This window comes from Hyphomicrobium sp. MC8b (genome assembly GCF_905067615.1).
Taxonomy (GTDB): Bacteria; Pseudomonadota; Alphaproteobacteria; order Rhizobiales; family Hyphomicrobiaceae; genus Hyphomicrobium_B.
This window is the reverse complement of the sequence record NZ_LR898465.1, coordinates 900289-917182: the sequence shown is the minus strand read 5'-3', so window position 1 is coordinate 917182 and position 16894 is coordinate 900289. Positions and strand designations below refer to the sequence as shown.

General features: G+C 63.8%; 23 protein-coding genes. 14 read left to right on the top strand and 9 right to left on the bottom strand.

The annotated features are described in order from the left end of the window. Position 1: 1 nt before the first annotated feature. The 8 genes from ACLB1Z_RS04435 to ACLB1Z_RS04400 all read right to left on the bottom strand — a co-directional run bounded on the left by ACLB1Z_RS04435 (position 2) and on the right by ACLB1Z_RS04400 (position 4013). Positions 2-268 carry a metal-sensing transcriptional repressor gene (locus ACLB1Z_RS04435; protein ID WP_409562219.1) on the bottom strand — a complete coding sequence of 89 codons (267 nt, stop codon included), beginning with the start codon at positions 266-268 and terminating at the stop codon, positions 2-4. Positions 269-816: 548 nt separating this feature from the next. Further along, entirely contained in the window at positions 817-1626 is an 810-nt protein-coding gene (locus ACLB1Z_RS04430; protein ID WP_409562218.1) for a TonB family protein, read from the bottom strand. Between the two features lie 272 nt (positions 1627-1898). After that, entirely contained in the window at positions 1899-2039 is a 141-nt protein-coding gene (locus ACLB1Z_RS04425) for a helix-turn-helix domain-containing protein (protein ID WP_409562217.1), read from the bottom strand. Between the two features lie 329 nt (positions 2040-2368). After that, positions 2369-2554 (bottom strand): hypothetical protein, encoded by a 186-nt coding sequence (locus ACLB1Z_RS04420; RefSeq protein WP_409562216.1) that lies wholly within the window; start codon positions 2552-2554, stop codon positions 2369-2371. A 137-nt stretch (positions 2555-2691) separates the two neighbouring features. Further along, the gene (locus tag ACLB1Z_RS04415) at positions 2692-2817 is read right to left on the bottom strand and encodes a DUF4113 domain-containing protein (protein WP_409562215.1); all 126 of its coding nucleotides are present in this window, start codon (positions 2815-2817) and stop codon (positions 2692-2694) included. 201 nt (positions 2818-3018) lie between these two features. Continuing rightward, complete coding sequence (locus tag ACLB1Z_RS04410; RefSeq protein ID WP_409562214.1) at positions 3019-3444, bottom strand: hypothetical protein; 426 nt, start codon at positions 3442-3444, stop codon at positions 3019-3021. 35 nt (positions 3445-3479) lie between these two features. Further along, positions 3480-3671 carry a DUF3606 domain-containing protein gene (locus ACLB1Z_RS04405; protein WP_409562213.1) on the bottom strand — a complete coding sequence of 64 codons (192 nt, stop codon included), beginning with the start codon at positions 3669-3671 and terminating at the stop codon, positions 3480-3482. Between the two features lie 111 nt (positions 3672-3782). After that, positions 3783-4013 (bottom strand): hypothetical protein, encoded by a 231-nt coding sequence (locus tag ACLB1Z_RS04400; RefSeq protein WP_409562212.1) that lies wholly within the window; start codon positions 4011-4013, stop codon positions 3783-3785. A gap of 282 nt (positions 4014-4295) precedes the next feature. On the opposite strand from ACLB1Z_RS04400, the gene ACLB1Z_RS04395 reads away from it, so the two are divergent. Then, positions 4296-4457: a hypothetical protein gene (locus ACLB1Z_RS04395; protein ID WP_409562211.1), complete on the top strand. Its 162-nt coding sequence runs from the start codon at positions 4296-4298 to the stop codon at positions 4455-4457. A gap of 847 nt (positions 4458-5304) precedes the next feature. Here the strand turns inward: ACLB1Z_RS04395 and dnaB are convergent. Further along, entirely contained in the window at positions 5305-6768 is a 1464-nt protein-coding gene (dnaB, locus tag ACLB1Z_RS04390; RefSeq protein ID WP_409562210.1) for a replicative DNA helicase, read from the bottom strand. A 243-nt stretch (positions 6769-7011) separates the two neighbouring features. Between dnaB and ACLB1Z_RS04385 the strand changes: the two genes are divergently transcribed. From ACLB1Z_RS04385 to ACLB1Z_RS04325, 13 genes are all read left to right on the top strand, one after another. Continuing rightward, positions 7012-7485, top strand: a complete 474-nt coding sequence (locus tag ACLB1Z_RS04385) for a hypothetical protein (RefSeq protein WP_409562209.1) — start codon at positions 7012-7014, stop codon at positions 7483-7485. Positions 7486-7907: 422 nt separating this feature from the next. Beyond that, positions 7908-8417 carry a hypothetical protein gene (locus ACLB1Z_RS04380; protein WP_409562208.1) on the top strand — a complete coding sequence of 170 codons (510 nt, stop codon included), beginning with the start codon at positions 7908-7910 and terminating at the stop codon, positions 8415-8417. Next, the gene (locus tag ACLB1Z_RS04375; protein ID WP_409562207.1) at positions 8414-8722 is read left to right on the top strand and encodes a hypothetical protein; all 309 of its coding nucleotides are present in this window, start codon (positions 8414-8416) and stop codon (positions 8720-8722) included. Before ACLB1Z_RS04380 ends, ACLB1Z_RS04375 begins: the two co-directional genes overlap by 4 nt. 44 nt (positions 8723-8766) lie before the next feature. Then, positions 8767-10122, top strand: coding sequence for a type IV secretory system conjugative DNA transfer family protein (locus ACLB1Z_RS04370; protein WP_409562206.1), 1356 nt, complete (start codon positions 8767-8769; stop codon positions 10120-10122). Between the two features lie 10 nt (positions 10123-10132). After that, positions 10133-11098: a hypothetical protein gene (locus tag ACLB1Z_RS04365; protein ID WP_409562205.1), complete on the top strand. Its 966-nt coding sequence runs from the start codon at positions 10133-10135 to the stop codon at positions 11096-11098. After that, entirely contained in the window at positions 11098-11400 is a 303-nt protein-coding gene (locus ACLB1Z_RS04360; protein ID WP_409562204.1) for an HNH endonuclease, read from the top strand. Before ACLB1Z_RS04365 ends, ACLB1Z_RS04360 begins: the two co-directional genes overlap by 1 nt. Then, entirely contained in the window at positions 11390-11908 is a 519-nt protein-coding gene (locus ACLB1Z_RS04355) for a hypothetical protein (RefSeq protein ID WP_409562203.1), read from the top strand. The genes ACLB1Z_RS04360 and ACLB1Z_RS04355 overlap by 11 nt, the downstream gene beginning before the upstream one ends. After that, positions 11905-12741: a hypothetical protein gene (locus ACLB1Z_RS04350; RefSeq protein WP_409562202.1), complete on the top strand. Its 837-nt coding sequence runs from the start codon at positions 11905-11907 to the stop codon at positions 12739-12741. The genes ACLB1Z_RS04355 and ACLB1Z_RS04350 overlap by 4 nt, the downstream gene beginning before the upstream one ends. A 38-nt stretch (positions 12742-12779) precedes the next feature. Next, complete coding sequence (locus ACLB1Z_RS04345) at positions 12780-13958, top strand: hypothetical protein (RefSeq protein ID WP_409562201.1); 1179 nt, start codon at positions 12780-12782, stop codon at positions 13956-13958. Further along, on the top strand, positions 13955-14788 hold the full coding sequence (locus ACLB1Z_RS04340; RefSeq protein WP_409562200.1) for a hypothetical protein: 834 nt from the start codon (positions 13955-13957) through the stop codon (positions 14786-14788). Before ACLB1Z_RS04345 ends, ACLB1Z_RS04340 begins: the two co-directional genes overlap by 4 nt. Further along, positions 14785-15045 carry a hypothetical protein gene (locus ACLB1Z_RS04335; RefSeq protein ID WP_409562199.1) on the top strand — a complete coding sequence of 87 codons (261 nt, stop codon included), beginning with the start codon at positions 14785-14787 and terminating at the stop codon, positions 15043-15045. The genes ACLB1Z_RS04340 and ACLB1Z_RS04335 overlap by 4 nt, the downstream gene beginning before the upstream one ends. Positions 15046-15253: 208 nt before the next feature. Continuing rightward, a complete protein-coding gene (locus ACLB1Z_RS04330) occupies positions 15254-15745 on the top strand; it encodes a helix-turn-helix transcriptional regulator (protein WP_409562198.1) in 492 nt (163 codons plus the stop codon). A 35-nt stretch (positions 15746-15780) separates the two neighbouring features. Further along, positions 15781-16845 carry a glycosyltransferase gene (locus ACLB1Z_RS04325; protein WP_409562197.1) on the top strand — a complete coding sequence of 355 codons (1065 nt, stop codon included), beginning with the start codon at positions 15781-15783 and terminating at the stop codon, positions 16843-16845. Positions 16846-16894: the final 49 nt, after the last annotated feature.

Below are 16894 nucleotides of genomic sequence, written 5' to 3'. Positions count from 1 at the left end.
CTTACAGGTACTTGCTGAGGGCCTTGAACTCGGCGAGCGCGGCTTTCGCGGGCTTGCCGTTGCCCGCCACCGCGTCGTCCAGGCAATGGTCGATATGGTCGTGGATCAGTTCGCGCTTGGCATTGGCGACGGCGTTTTCGATGGCGTGGAGTTGCTGCGCGAGGTCCACGCAGGATCGCCCCTCTTCGATCATGGCGATGGTCGACCGCAAATGGCCCTCGGCCCGCTTGAGGCGCTTGATAATGTCGCTATGGTTTGTGTGCTTCATAAGCCCATCATATCCCCCTGGATAGGATATATGCAAGCCGCACACTTTCGGGAGACTTCGTTGCCCTTTGCCGTTCTCAGCCTTTTGACCATTCCTTCTGCCGCGCCTTGAACTCGGACGACACGATCTTGTAGGGCGCGATGTTGCCTTCGTGGGGCGCCAGCAGCTCGGTCTCCACCGTCTCTCGATGAAGCGGGGCCTGTCCGAAGCCCGCACATCAGCTATGCGGCCGTCGATGAGTTCTTTCGCCGATGCTTGCCGGGGCGGCCCGCGCACCACGTCGCCAAAGGTGCCCAGGATGAGGATGAGGTTGCGGTAGCGCTCGCGGAACTGGTCCGGCTCCCCAGCGTGTGGCGGAGCAGGGCGTATTCCAGCCTGTTGAACGCGTAACCGCATCCCGTTGATATAGGTCTGCTCCCGCGCGTCGATGAACGACAGCGGCAGATTCCAGTTGAGAACGGGATGTTGGCGGCGAGCCGAGCACGCGCTTGTTCACGTCCTCGAACGGCTGCAGGTAAGCAGGTGGACCAGCGCGAAGAAAAAAGCCGCTATTTGATTCTGAATTCGATCTTGAGCGAGAACTTGAGCAACTGTCCGGTCGCGTCGTCTGGAGGGAAAGGAAACGGATCGGATCGTTGGATCGTCGCCAATGCTTCTTCGTCGAGCATAGCGAAGCCTGAGGATGAGCGAATTCTCCCCTCTACCAACTTTCCGCTGCGGTCTATCGTAAATTCAACAACGGCGGCGCCTTGCTGCTCACGCTCCCTTGCTTCACGGGGATAGCTTTGGTGCTTCCTTACGTGCAAGCGGATTGATTTCTGGAAGGTGAGTACCGCTTGGGTGTCTTTGATCGCCTCGCCGATTTGGTTCGTAGACTGAGTTTTTTGTTCTGTAACCGCAATTTGAGGCGGCGCAGCTGCTGATGAAGATGCTGTTTGTTGAGGCGCCAGATTTTCGGGCTGGACCTCTTTGAGCTCTTCCTGCTTCGGCGTCGGTTCTTTGGCGGGTTTAGCAATGGGCAGCGCCACCTCCGGCTCCGGCGCTAGAGGTGATTGCTCAAATTGCGGTATGTCGAGCGGCTTGAGTTCCTCGACCTTTTCAGTCGTCGGCGGGGTAGGTACGGCGTCGTCAGCTTGCGGCCCAAGGGCCGCTTCGGGTGCTTCGACACGCTGCTGCGTTACGATCGGAGAAAGCTCCATCGCAATCGCGCCGGTCACCTCGTCGGCAACCTCGTCGACCTGCGGCTTGGAGGTTGCCCAAAGGACTAATCCGACATGAACAACTGTGATGAGCGAGCCGCAAAGCCACCATTTAAACCAAGCGTGGGACCGCGGAGGGAGAATATCCGAAGCCAGCATTACGGCCTACCCGGCGGCCCCACTGCGGGCTCGGAGGAACCGGACATTACGTCGTTGTCCAAGCCTTCGATGCCGGTCAATGCCACTTTCAGATACGAGCGCATAGTCTACTCTATCCTGAAACATCGCTCTACGCGCGCTCCTCGTTCTATCGCCATGCTGGGCAGCGTGTAAGCTCCTTGGCGAGGGCGAAGAAGTCCTCCGCGTCCACTTCAATGCCCTCACTGCGTTTCTTGTTCCGATGAGCTGGCAGAAACACCGCGTCACGTTGGTCAGATCGAAATCAGCAGCAGCACCGAGACACGAAACATCTTCGCGAGATTCACGGCATCCTCGGCGTGAAGCCGGGCAGACCCCTTCTCCAGCTTTTGATACATTTGAAAACTGCATCCAAGCTCCGCCGCCGCCTGCATCTGGGTCTTTTTGGCGCCGAGGCGCGCGACGCGGAGACGTCTCCCGCACGCGACATCCCACGGGGACGCTGGCTTTTTCTTTGGCACTCGGCGCAGCTTTCCTTGACGGCGCACCAACAAGGTGGCCGGGGAGTTCAAAGCCGTCGAATGAACGGCGCAGTATATTGCTTGCGCTATTTTGCTGCCTCCCCGACCGCAGGCCGGAGGAGCATTCGTTTCAGCTGTGCGACAGCCGCATTCGTCGAGCCTTGAATCTCGGCACCTGATGGTGCACGTGGAATCTATCGCGTGGTCCCCACTTCGCCAACGTGCCCCTTCCACGCCACCGCCTAGAAATATCGCATCACCAATCGCGGCGGCGCGCCCTTGATGAACCACACGAGACACAGCCACGCGAGGAACATCAGAAGCCAAAGCGTGATTGCACCAATCGTGAGCGCGAGGCGCGCGGTCCAGTAGATCGCGATACCGGCGCCAAGCAGACAGGGCACCCCGTAGGTGATGAGTTTTTCCATGGCGCCAGGCTACGTGCTTCCGCTTGGTCTGCCGATACATGGTGCACAGCGCGTACACATCGGGATTCTTTCGCGCGCATCTCGTGTGTCCCCTGTTGCAACATTATCGATGCTCACCTGACTTCCAGCAGCTGACCTCAATCGGTCGTGTAGTGCTTGCTCTTGCGCTCTGCCCTGAGGCCCCAGCGCTGCCGGGTGCCCGACATCGCGAACCCGATGGTGCCGCGGCCGTGATCAAGGTTGAGCTTGTCGATGGTGCGCATCTGGGCATACGCGTACTCGGTACAAAACGCTGGATGTGGGGTGCTGACAGGTTGTGGATACCGTATGTGCCCTTTCACGCCGGGCACAAGCCGAACACCAGGGGAACAGCGCGAAAATGGGCCTCATCGGTCTTTGTGATGTCGCGTGAGGACCTCGTGGGCGGGCCCAGCTCGAATGAGGGGGCCTTTCGGCCCCCGGCTTCAACGGGATTGGTCCGCGCCAAGCCCCCATGCCTTCAAGGCCCGTTCCGTCTCCTCGGGCGCGATGGTGGTCATGTAGTCCGGATGGAACTTCTGGAACTCCCTCGGCAAGTCGCGGATCGGCAGATGGCTCACCGCCTGCCCCATCGCGTCGCTGATGACCTTGCGGCGGGCCACGGCAAGGTCGCGGCCGTGGTCCAGGCGTTCGCTGATCTCCTGCGGAAGGTTCGGCGGGACAAGCGTCTCTTCGTCATGGCGGAGGCATAGCTTGTATTCATCGAGCGCCATTCCGAGGGCGTCGGGCACGCGTTCGAGGCGCAGCTGCCCAACAAGATCCGACAGTAGGTCGAGGTGGTCCATGTGGTGGTGGCTTTCATTCGTTTTTAAAATCGCCTTCACCCGGCGACGGCCGCTTATGGTGGCCACCACATGGATCGCCTGACAGCGCCTTCCCGCGTCCCCTACTTCGACACTTTTTCCTTCAGGTACTTCTCCACCGCCTTCGCGTTGTCGGACCCGGTGGCGCGACTGGCGCCGGCAAGCGCCTGGCTGCTGACGCCGAACTTGTCCTTCCAGTAGTCGACCTCATACCGCTCGCTCATATTGATCCGCGTGCGGTCTTGTTTGCCCTTCTTGGTTTTATCATCGGCCATGGGTCTCTCCTTTGCATCGTGCGGGTCAAACGCCAGAAGTGCCGAGGCAGATCCCATCGCCCACGGCTTGGCGTGCCTCGCACATGCTCCGCAAGCGGCCAGATTTGTCGATCAGCCTTCGAAGGCCTCCAACGCGCCCATCAAATCCGCGCGCAGCTTTTCCGTGAGGGAAGGGTTCTGCGCAACCTCGCGCACCACGGCCAGAAACGCGATGATGCCCGCGCCGTCGATGATCTGCCCCGCTTCCTCGGCGTAGGATTCCCACATCGCCTTGCCTTCGAACCGCGTGTCCGGCGCATTGCCATGATACGCGCACAACGACCGGCAGACCCGTTCCGCCAACGGCCGACGCCTCAGTGCCATCGTGTTCCCCCGCCACAACTCAATTACCTTCCTTTGTTGGTTAGAATCCTCGCAGAGGAAAGCAACTCCGCGCGATGTCCCTAATGGCATCCTAACACGGGCGTCTGGTTGGTGGGCTTCTGTTGAGGCTTCATCCGCAATTTGCTCCGCCTACGGAAGGGTTTCCTTTTCGCAACAGCCCCTTCCCCTCGTTCCGGCGCCACCCTTGTCAGTTCGGTTTTCGCGTTGTCCGATAAGCCTACGACAAGGAAAGCACCTTCAATGCGTGTTCTGGGACTTCTCGTTTTGGGCGCCGCGCTCTGCGGCAATGCCGCCGCACTCGAGGCGTCCGCCGGCGCCGACACGGTCAACAGCAGCCAGGTGGGCATCAACGCCAAGATCGGCCAACCAAATCACCACGTCGAGCATCAACAACATCTTTAACTGTGGTAAGAACGGGCAGCTTTACGATTCCGTCCACAACGTCTGCATTTCCGTGGACGAACCGCTCGCGAAGAAGATCGCCGCCTGCACCACCAACAAGCAGTCTATAACCAAGCCACAGGCGCGTGCATAGCCTCAGCGCCGGACCTGACCGCGAACCTCAACACCACCAACCTCGGCACCGTCACCGCCCTCCTGAACAAGGTCGTGGCGTGCAACACCGCCAAGCAGTTTTGCAGTTCCGCGACCGGCACGTGCGCGGCTGGCTCCGGCACCATCCGCCAGACCTACGCGAGCCCGATCTATAACATCGCCAAAAACAGGAACCCGCAGACTACGGCCTCGGCACGCGCGACCTGTGCGTGATCAGCTACCAGTAGGGCATGACCTCCCAGCCGCGCGGCGGCTGCCAGATCAGCTCGCCGGGTGGCGCATGGAGCCTGACCATCACGTCGTCGGACGACAGCGCGTACTGGTGCCAGGCGACCTGCTACGACATCCAGTAGGCCTGCTAAACGCGTAGGGCTCCGAAAGCGCCGCGCTCATCCAACCCTATCGATGAGGCGCCTGCGCACCTCCATGGCGAACGCCAAGCGGCCACCGGAAAGGATACCGGTGGGGAACCCAGCCGGGATCACCCACGGGCAATACGCTGTTCCTGAAGAAGTTCGGCCTCGATCATCGCGCGGAGAGGCGATGACCGCAATTCCGATTCCCGCCGGGCCAACTGCTCCGCATGCGCCCTTTTCCGCAACTCGGCCGAGGCCCGCCTACCGGCGGGAGCACGAGGTTTAGCGGTCAGATCACGTTGTTCTGTAAGTCTCAGATCTCTTGCGGAGACGGTTCGTCAGTGCGCGTGGCGGGCGAGACTGTGGAAGGTGGTGGTTTCGGCCTGGAACAGCAGGTTCACGGTGTCGGTCGGTCCCTTGCGGTTCTTCGCGATGATGAGCTCGGTAATGCCCTTGGTCCTTTCCAGCTTGTCCGTGAGCTCGATGGTCTTCTTGCGGTCGGCGTCCGTTGACGCGGCGCTTTCGGAAGCGCCGCCAAGCTGCTGTTTGAGATAGTATTCGGGCCGGAAGAGGAAAGCCACCACATCGGCGTCCTGTTCGATGCTGCCGCTCTCACGAAGGTCGGCGAGCATCGGCCGCTTGTTGTCGCGGGATTCGACGTTGCGGGAGAGCTGCGAGGCGGCGATGACGGGAACATGAAGTTCGCGGGCTATCTGCTTGAGGCCCATGCTGATGTCAGACACTTCCTGCACACGGTTGGCTTCGTTCCTCCGGCCGGGCGCGGTGGCGAGTTGCAGGTAATCGACCACGATCAGGCCGATGCCGTATTGCCGCTTCATCTGGCGGGCGCGGGCGCGCATCGCCTGGATGGACATCCCCGGCGCATCGTCGATGTAGAGCGGAAGCTCGGCCAGCGCCCCCGCCGCGCGGGTGAGCCGTTCCATCTCGCCGTCGGTGAGGTTGCCGTTGGCGATGCGCTGCGCGTCGATTCCGGCGTGTCCCGCCGCCATGCGCTGCATGAGCTGCTCGGCCGACATCTCGAGGCTGAAGACCCCGACGGCCGCGCCGTGGTCGTTGCCGGACGCGAGCGCCTGGGCGGCGTTGTGGGCGATGTTGAGGAGCAGGCTGGTCTTCCCCATCGACGGCCGCGCGCCGAGGATGATGAGGTCGCTGCGCTGGAAACCGCCCAGAAGATTATCCAGGTCGACGAGGCCCGAACCGATGCCGGTGACGCCGCCCCCTGCCCTTTTGGCCTTCTCGGCGCTGTGCAACATCGCTTTCAGGCTTTCGCGCACGTTCCGGAGCGAGCAGGTGGTGCCGGTGTTAGCTAGCCGGTAAAGCTCGTCGCCCGCCTCCTTGACGATGACCGCGGTGGCTTCCGGTGAGTCCGCCTTCTCCGCTTCCACCTTCATCGTTTCGGCAAGGCCGATGAGCATCCGCTGCGTGAAGGTGTTGCAGATGACCTCGGCGAGGCTTTTGACGTCGCCGGCCTGGCCCGCGTGCTCGAACATGCTGGAGAGGTGCGGGAAGAGGTCGTTCTGGGCGTTGAAGCTTGTAGAGTTGAGTTCCTGCGCGAGGTTGATCGGGTTGGCTTCGACGCCACGCGTGTTGATGATGCGCTCGAGCGCTTCGAAAACCGCGGCATGCAGGGGAATGTAGAAGTGTTCCGGACGGAGCGTTCCGGCGACGTCGTCGTAGAGCCTGTTGTTGACCATGAGGGCGGCGATGAGCGCCTGTTCGGCGGCGACGCTGTGGGGTGTCGCCTTGATCGCGACGACGTGCGCGGCTTTCGCCGCGGACATTCCGACCGCCTTCGCTTCTCCCATGGCCGGACACTGACGGAATTGCGCCGGGGTGTCTTGCGGCGTGCCTCTTTGGTGGGCATCCGATGCACCCGCGATCATTCCTGGTCATGTTTTCAGCAATGACCGTTCCGCCGCTTGTGCGCCGCCCCATAATCATGGGCAACGGAAGCAACGGAGCTGGCGCGACGGCCATTACCTTTACTCGCGGATGGCCAGGACCCGGATGGTCTCGCGGCGCGCGTGGCCTATCACCTGCACAGGCTGGGCATCTCGACCACGGCGCTCACCGCCGCCGCCGGACTTCACCGCGTGGAAGCCCTGCACATCCGCAACGGGCGCAGCGAGCTCTCGGTGAAGGACCTTGGTTTCCTTGCCGACGCGCTCCGCGTTCCCCTTGAGGCGCTGACGCGCCTTCTCGACGATGGCGAACGGCTCGATTGGGACTTCTACCGCGTTTCGGGAAGGCACCCCGCCGCCGTCTGGGCCAACGTCCGGAAGCAGGTGCGCGCGGCGGGCATGTCGAACGCGGCGGCCGCGCAGCTTCTCGGCTTCAAGCGCCCCAACATCGTGCGCGCGTTCTCGGGGCGGCCGCGGCACATCCTTTACCGGCCGCCAGGCCAGACGCTCGCCGAAGCGATCGGTGTCGGCGACGCCGAGGTGTTCTTGGACGGCATTGCGATGGCCGATCCCCATCGTTCGCCGCGAGACGAATAGCGTCGGCGGGAAATCACCCCCTCGCACGACGAAAACTAAAACGCGCATGTTCCGCAATTGCAACGGTGTTGGGACCATGCTTCCAAGCTTCCAAAAATGGCGTTGCGCATGATCCGCGCGCTGAGCGACCCGCATTTGCTGGCGTGCCGCGCGCATCCTGGAAAATGTTCCACAGCGTGCGCACAGCCGTGGGGTATCACTCAGTTCACGCGCCTCCGATAATTCAAACCACCGCCGCAATCCCGTCCATTTGCATGCTACTTTTCCGCACCCGGTGCCGCGGCGCTCTTGAGCGTTCGCGAATGGCAGCGGGGTCCCGCAAGATCCACTCCCGTCCTTCCCGTCACCCACGGGAGCGGGGAGCCATCGCGTCCTTGATCGGGCGACGCGGCACCACCTTTGCGTTTTGGAGGGAGTGCGCGATGCGTGGAGAAGGCACGGGAACAATTTCACGGCGGACGGTTTTCGGCCTGGGTGCGGTGCCGCTGTCGGCGTCTTGCTCATTGCCGGGAGTCAGCCCTGCAAAGAAGCCGCCGATTTTACCGGCGCGCGGAATCAGCGTCTACGTGACGAACGTGATGCGGGGCCACCGCGCGGACGGCGGATGGTCACCGCTCCCGGCAGTCCTTCTCACCACGCCCCAGTTCGACAACATCCTGACCATGGCGTGGTCAGCGCTCCGCTACGAATGGGACCCCGAGCCCGCGCTCGCCAACATCGCCATCCTCAAGGCCATTCCCTACGTGCTCGAGGTGCACCCTCGGAAGAAGCAATGGTACTTCGATGCGGGACGTTCGGTGATGTACTGCCGGATGCATCCAGAGGCACTCACGTCATCGCTGTCCTTCGAGGAATGCGAGGCACGGTACAACCAATTTCTCCAGAAGTTCGCTGCGGACTCGGCCGTCTTTTTCAAAGGGGGCGCCGCATGAGCAAGCACCGCCCCGATCCCTACGAGCAGCTGCTGAACGTGATGGAGGGCTACACCGCAGACGGCGAGCCGCGCGGCGCGCCGGTAACGCTGGAGGGCGGCAACAATGCCGTCGGCCAGATCGGCTTGATGCTTGCGGCGCTCTTCCGCGACTTCAACCAGCACATCCCCGATGAGATGGAACGGGACCAGGTCAGAACCGCGATCATCCTCGTCTTCCTGCGCTGGCTGAAGCTGACCCGCATCACCTCACACTTCCGTCTGCGGCAGATGCTGAAGCGGGTCTGCCTGCCTTCGACGCACTAGGGGCGGTCTGTTTGATTTTGTCATGTTTTGATGAGTGAAGCGTCATGTCACAACGTAGAAATGGCCCACGGCACGGCCTGGTGCTTGGTATTGCCGAGAAGGAAAAGGCGAAGGGCTTCCCGGCCCCGATCTGGGACGAGGGGCCGGACGGGCACCTGGTCACCGTCGCCCCCACCGGCGCGGGCAAAGGCGTCTCCTGCATCATCCCCGCGCTGCTGACGTGGCAGGGCCCGGCCATCGTCATCGACCCCAAGGGCGAGAACTACGCGGTGACGGCGGCAAGGCGGCGCGCGATGGGCCAGAAAGTCCACGTGCTGGACCCCTTCGGCATCACGGGCTGCGTCCAGCCCGCCTCGCTCAATCCCTTCGACATCGTGGGCAAACCCCGGACGGCGCGGTGGGAAGACTTCGTCACGCTCGCGCGCGCCGTGGTCCAGGACAAGACTTTCGGCAAGAACCAAGACCCTTACTGGGACAACCGCGCAGCCAGCCTCATCGCCTGCGCGATGGCCCACGCCTCGGCCCACCTTCCCTCGCCGACGCTCGAGGACGTCCTCACGCTGGTGCTGAGCTACGATCAGTTCGCGATGGACTTCCGCCACCAGCCCTTCGAGAACCAGTGCCATCCCGAAATCGCGGCCCCCTTCGCCCCGGCCGGCATGGCCTGGGACAAGACCCGCATCGCCATCACGTCCACCGCGGTCGATCTCATCTCCTACCTGATGGGCGGATCGGTGCTCACGAGCCTGAAGAGGTCCACGGTCGACCTCAGGAAGGTCGAGCGCGGAGACCCCATGACCCTTTACCTGGTGCTCCCGCCGGACAAGCTCGCCACGCACGGCAAGCTGCTGCGGCTGTGGATGACCTGCCTGATGACGGTCCTGACGCGCCGGCGGACGCCGCCGGCGGAGCCGACCCTGCTGCTGGTCGACGAAGCGGCGCAACTCGGTGAGATGCGCGAGCTGGTAACCGCCGTCACGCTGATGAGGGGCTACGGCATCCGGGTGTGGACGTTCTGGCAGGACCTCTCACAGCTCAAGGCGACCTACCCGGACCACTGGGAAGCGATCCTCAACAACTGCGCCTACCACCAATACTTCGGCGCCGCGACGCCGATGGCGGCCAACGCCCTGCAGGCCTATCTCGGCGACGCGCTGCTGCGCTCCGTGCACCGCATGAAGGCCAACGAACTCGCGCTGTTCCGGCCGAGGGAAAGGGGCGCGATCGTGCGCATGCCGAGCTACCTCACCGATCCGATGTACCAGGGCCTCTACGAGCCCAACCCGTTCTACGAGGCCAGGCAGCCAAAGCTTCCGTGGGAGGAACCCGGATACGCGTTGGAGGAATCCGCCGACGGCGTCGTCCTCGCCTTCCCGCAGAGGGAGGGCCGCGATGCTTGAGGGGCGCGTGATGCTTGATAACCTGCTCGCGGGCAGGACCGCCTTCGGCGAGGTCTACATCAACGAGAGGGAAGACCGGAGCCTCGACTTTACGAAGAACCCGGAGATCATCGGCCACACCATCCTCGGGCTCAACCTCGCGGCCGAGATCTTCAAACCCACACGGGGGCCCCGGGACGTCTCGTTTACGCACTTCGCCCGCAAGCTGATCCTGTTCGCGCGCAAGGGCGGGACCATCGCCGCCAATCCCGATTTCCTCACGCGGGTGGGTTATGCCACGCGCATGGCGGTGCTGGAGATCGGCCTGCTTGGCTGCGGCATCGGGTTCGGGGGCCTGGTGATGCGGGGCATGCAGGAGGAGGCCCGCGCCAGCCGCGCGGGCGGGAACGCGTGCATCGAGTCGCAAATCAGCGACATGGCGGCGAAAGCCGGAGACCCCGACGCGCCACCCGTGGTCTGGCGGAACGACACCGGCCATTACGCCCTCCACGAACTCGCGCATCCTTTCCACCTCTGGGAAGAGGGCATGCGCCTCGACAATTGCCTTTGCCGCATATTCCCCCACGACGCGCGGACGCGCGTGTCGCCCTGCGCCTCGCCGTCGCTGCTCTGGGAGCTCGAATACTGGCGCCACGTCGAGAACGACCATCTGCGGCTCTTCTCGCTGCGTTCCGGCACGGCCCGCATCGCCCTGCTCAGCGTCAGGCGCGGCGCGCTCAAGGAGCTGCAGGTGCAGTTTCCGAACGAGCCGATGCTGGGCGACATCCTCACCGATGTCACCGAATACCTCGAGGCGCGGTTCGGCGTCTTCAGCTTCAACCTCGCGCGCCAGCTCGCGGTCGAAAGCGTGGTGGTGGCCATCATCAAGGCCAAGCGCCTGACGAGGGGCAAGCGCTCGCGGAGCTTGCCGCCCGACAAGCCGAACCGCAGCAGCCGCCGCCTCCGGCGCGACACCGCGTTCGGGGGAACCGTCTGATGGGCAAGCTCAGGCAGGAGGACCCGGTACGGCGCGCGAAACTGTTCCTCGAGCAGGACGGCCGCTGTTTCTATTGCACCGTGCCGATGCTGCCGCCGCCCTTCACCCGCCCTAGGCGCCGGCGCGAGGTGACGCTCGAGCACCTGATCCCCCATTGCGAGGGAGGCCGCCGCGGTTTCTTCAATGAGGTCGCGGCCTGCAACGCCTGCAACGGCGAACGCGGGACCATGCCGTGGCTGCTGTTCTTCTGCCTCAAGGAGATCGAACGCGACGGGACCGCGGAGGCACGCCATGCCGCATGATGATACCCCCCTCACGCCGGTGCATCTCCATGAGCTGCGAGAGCTCCACGCGGCGCTGCAGGCCGATGAAGCGCCGCCGGTCACCTGGCTGCTTTCCAAATGCTTCACGCTCCAAGAGCTTCGCCATCCCCGCCAGCTCCTGCGCGCGGGAAAGGAGCTGGGGAATTGCCTCTCCCGCAAGGGCCTGCCCCTTGCCCGTTACTGGAACGCGGTCGCCGCCGAGGACATGAGGGTGTTCGAAATCCGGCACCGCCTGAAACCGTGCGCGCTCTTCACCGTGCAGGACCATGCTTACCGGGAATGGCAGTTCCATAGCTTTCCCGCAGGGCTCCCGACCTTCGTCGATGCCTGCGTGGAGAAATTGAATTCGGAATGCGGACCCCTCTTCGACGGCATCACCGAAATCATTCTGGAAGGTGACCAGGCCTTCTGCCCCTGGTTCGATGACCCAGACCCGGAGACCTCCGATCTCATCGGCCCGCAAAAGCTTCTCCGGGGGGATCTATGACCAGCATCTCACGCCGCCTGCTGCGCCTCCGGACAAAGGTTGCCAATGTCCTTGGCGGCAAGACCGTCTCTGGGCACCCCGGGCTTGCCCCGATCACCTACCCGCGAACGCCCCGCTCCCGTCTCCTGCTCCTGCGCTGGACGGATCAATTCCTGAGCATGCACCCCAATGCCACGGACGCTGAGCTCACGGCCATCATCCGCAAGCTTGCGGTCTTCATGATCCGGCACGGCCGCGACGAATTCTTGCCCGAGGAAATCATCGGCGGCCTGCGATGGTTTGCGGGCCGCCCCGGCGCCATCACGTCCAAACTCGGCTTTGGCGGCGCCGTGCGGCTGAAGCGCGACGAACGCATCCGCATCCTCCGGGAATGCGTCCGGCGGCCACGGGTGCTGTTCCGGGCGTCGATGCGGGAGCCGGACCCGGCACCGGTGGTCTGGCTCCAGCACAACACCTTCACCCTCTCCGAGCTTGTGCACCCCGAGCATCTGCTCACCGTGGGGACGCAGGCCGGGAACTGCCTCGGCAGACCGCACCTTGCCGCCGGATACTGGCTGCGCATCTCGGAGGGGCGCGGCAGGCTTTTCGCGATCACCCAGGGAGAACTCCTCTGCGCCCTCTTCATGCTGGGCGGTTCCGAGTATCTGGAATGGAGCTATCTCAACACACCGGAAGGGCTGCGGGACTTCGTCTCCCGCTCCGTGGCGGCCCTCGACCAGCGCGTCGGCCCCCACGGCGTCAATCCCCCTTTCATCCCCGAAAAGTTCCGTCGCGAACTGGGCGGGGACGCGAACCGCACCGGTGAGACGTGCCGCCCGGGAGATGCGCCGTGATGACCGGCACCCCAGACACGAATGGAGCCCGCGCTGCAATGAAGGCATTCGATACGCCATTCTGGCAACAGCTGGAGAACGTGCTTGCCGGCCTCACCGCCGATGGTGAGCGCACGCACGGGCTCTGGCCGCTCCCGGGCATTCTACCCCTTGAGAAGGACACCGCCTGCCGCATCGCCTTCACGGCCATCTGCGAGTTCGAGGACGAGGGGACCCGTGATGACGAAGACGTCCGCACCTGCGTCCTCTGGATGGTTTCGGCCCACCTCCGGCGGCTCCTCAAATCCGGAAACATCATGGAGCGGGCGGCGCGCCAGATTTCCTGGATGTGCAATCTGTATTCGTCCCGCACCGAGTTCGCGGCGTGCGTCCCGTTTATCCGGACCCTCCTTCCCGGCCGCCTGCCGGAACCACCCACGGCATCGCGCCGGGAGCGGCGGAGGGACATGCTCAAAATCCTTCACCGCGTCGATCAACATTACCGCCCGCGCGACGATGCCCCCTTCCAGGCGCTCACCGAGCGCGACTACCGCGTCGTGCAGTACCGACGACCCGACGACTGCATCCGCCATCCTCACAGCCGTCACGTGTGGGAGGATACCTTGCGTGCGATGAAGCGGGGTGAGCCAGTCGACCACGGGTATTGGCTCGACCTCATCCACGGCAAGCGCCTGGCCTTCGCGCTGTTCGTGGAAACCGCGTGTGTCGCCACGTTCGAGAACGCCGGTGGGCGGCTCATCAACATCAAGCTCCAACCCGCCGCGACGCCCGCCACGCTTTTCACGCTCACCAGGGCGTGCACCACGCTCGCGTATCTGTACGGGACGGAGTTCCGCACCGATGCGGATTCAGGGGACGCCACCATCCGTGCCTACCGCGCCGCCTGGGACCAGCGCTTGCAAGAGGCGGCGCACCTCTGGCCCGCGCTGAAGCAGAAGGTTGAGGAAAAATCCAACACGCGGCCTTTCATGATCCCCGGCTCGACGGACCAGTGGATCGGCGGCCTGATCTGCGTCTTCGCCCTCTCCTACGTCATTCCGGCATTGATCGTCGTCGCGCCCGACTTCGCCCGCTCCTACGCGCACGTGTGGCGGGCGGCGTTCGGACTGGAGCCCGCCTGCCCCGCGTCGGACCCGTATGCCGCCCGGTCGTCGTGCCTTTTTCCGCCCGCGAACCTCGAGGTCCCCATCCCCGCACACAGGGGTGATGCTCCATGACGTCGGACGCCAAAGACATGCGGGATTTCGCGAAAGGTGTCCTACGCGGCGACGAGGGCCTGCCCGCGATGGACTTCACCGCGGACGGCGACGGACTCGATCGCCTTGCCTACTGGACGACCCGCTTCCGCGACCGCGCCGGTGCTCACACCGGAAAGCAACGCGCGCTCTTTGTGCGTAAGTTCGCGCTCTACCTCATCCGCATGGGTTTGCGCGACAATCCCCGCCACACCTACCTTCTCGGCACGGACTGGTTCGCGGCCACTCCGGTGCTGCTGGAATCGACGTTGAGCTTCGGCGGCGCCGTGCGTCTCCACCGCCAGGACTGCCAGCGCCGCATCAACCTGCTCGCGCCGCTTCCCGAAACGGAGATCCTCGCCGACCTCGCGCGTCCGCTGGTCCCAAAGCCGGTCATCGGTTCGCATGACGCGTTCGTGATGGAGAAGCTGGTGCACGCCCGGCACCTCGTCGAAACCGGGATGCGCTTCGACAATTGCCTCAAGGTGCGGGGCCACAACGGCTATCTGCCCAATCCCATCTACTGGTCCCTGGTGAAGCACCGCACCACGCACCTTTACGTCGTTCGCCATCTCGACAACCCATGCCTGCTGATCGACATCACACTCGCCACGGTCCGGCAGATGCAGCACCTCGCGCCACCACCCGCGCTCGGTGCCGTGATGGCCGTCTTTGAAAAGGCGCTGGTCAACCTTCACGGGCCACTTGCGACGGCAGGAGGGCGCTCATTGCTTGGCGGGACTGCAACGGAAACCATCCGGGCTGATCCCAACCAACTCACGCTGCTCCCGGACATCAGGAGCCCGTCATGACAGACCCATGCGCTCGCAAAGCCGCGCCCGAACCGCTGCGGAAAGTACGTATCGCGTTGCTCATTCTCGCGACGGCAGGCTTGGTCGCCCCCGTGGCCATCGTCGCCGCCCCGGCTGCCGCGCGCGACTACGTGCACATCTGGCGCATCGTCCTCGGATATGACGCCAATCCCTTCGAGCATCCGCAATCATCGTGGGACTGCTTGCCGACGGTTGACGGCAAAAAGACAAACCGTCTCCCGGCGAAGGGGAAGTAACCATGCCGTTAATCGCAAGCCCTGCTGAACGGCGGATTTCCCACGTTTACGGGGTGATTTCCCACTCATCAGATGACCTTAAGCCGCCCTGGTGATAAACGCCTTTCACCGCTGAGAGAAAGCGGGGGGAATAACATTTTCTTTTTCAGATTTCTGCGCATCCCGCGAGTCATTCGACTTTCGGGAACGGGTGGATGTTGCCCACATCATGAAACCAGAACCGCTTTCATACGAAATGGCAAGCAACCGGCGCCCACAACAGGTTGACCCGTTCCTTCAGCGCGTGATGTTCATCATCGACGGATGGGTGGAGGGCGAGTGGGAAGCCAAGGAGGCGATCCGCCACGAGGCGGCGGCGCTCGGTTGGACCCCGTCGCGGACCGCACGATACAAGGACGCCATCCTGTCCTCCCACGCCCTCGCGGTCCGCGTGGACGGCATGTCGGAAACCAAGTTCCGGCGCGAGCTCGAAAAGGTCGACGCGCCGACCCCCGGGGAACTGATCCGCAAGGCGCGGATGCGCTATGCGGCGAAGCTCCTGCGCGAAACCCGCCTGCTCGTGAAGCAGGTGGCAAGGCGCGCGGGTTACGACAACGACAAGCACTTCGCCGACGCCTTCCGCGCCGAGTTCAACACCACCCCTTCCGATTACCGGAAGTCCTTCATCGCGCGCCTCTCGAAGGCAGCGGACGATACGTGAACCTTGCGCCATTGCATGATTGAGTGGAGTACGATTTGACCCTTCGCGCAGATGTCGTCATGCCGATACGGAACGGAGCCCGCTTCGTCGTTCCGGCGGTGAAAAGCATTCTTGAGGATGAAGCCCTCGGCACGCTCATTATCGTCGATGACGGGTCCAATGACGATTGGGAAGCGCGCGCGGCGGGCCTCCTCAAGCGGGACAGCGTCAGGATCATCCGCCAACCGCCCGCCGGCATCGCCGCCGCGCTCAACCGTGGGCTCACGGAAGCGACGACCAGGTATGTGGCGCGGATGGATGCGGATGACGTGTCCCTTCCGGGACGCCTCGCTTCGCAGATCAAATGGCTCGACCATCATCCCGAGATCGCGGCCTTCGGCGCGCAGATGCTGGTCATCACCGCCGATGATACGGCCGGACGGGAAAGCAACTACCCCTGCCGGCCCGAGGAGGTGAGGCACGCGCTGTTCGCGCGGGGACGGTGCGCGCTCTGCCATCCGGCGGTGATGCTCCGCCGCGAGGCCGTGCTCGCGGCCGGCGGTTACCGAACATCCTTCGAGAACGCGGAGGACTATGACCTGTGGCTTCGCCTTTCCGAAAAGGGCGCGGTCGCGAATTCCCACCACACCTTCATCCACTACCGGGTCCATCCGGGCCAGGTCTCCCACCAGCGGAAGGTCCGCCAATCGTTCGCCCGCGACCTCGCCCTCTTTTCCGCGCGCGAACGCGCCCAAGGACGCGCCGATCCCACCCAGGACTGGCTCACGCCCAAATCCTACGCCGAGCTGCAGGCACCGGAGTTTCATCCGGTCATCCGCAAGCTTGCCGTGGCCTACGAGGCGATCGACGGCGTCTGGAACGGCGGACGCCAGGTGCTGACGGCCGAGGCGGTCCGCGCCATCCCCGACCTCGCCCGGGCGTCGTATCTCGGGGAAACCCGCAGGCTCCGCTATGACCTCATCAAGAAGGCAGGTGCCACGGCCTTGTGGCGCGGCAACCTGGGACACGCGCTCGAGGCCTATTACGCCCTCGCGCATTGCCGCACCATCGACAGCAAATTCTTCCGCAAGACGTTCGAACCGGCGGGAGGTCCCGCATGACTGCCGCCTCCGCCCTGCCGGTATGCCATGGGCTCGGCATCGTCTCCCG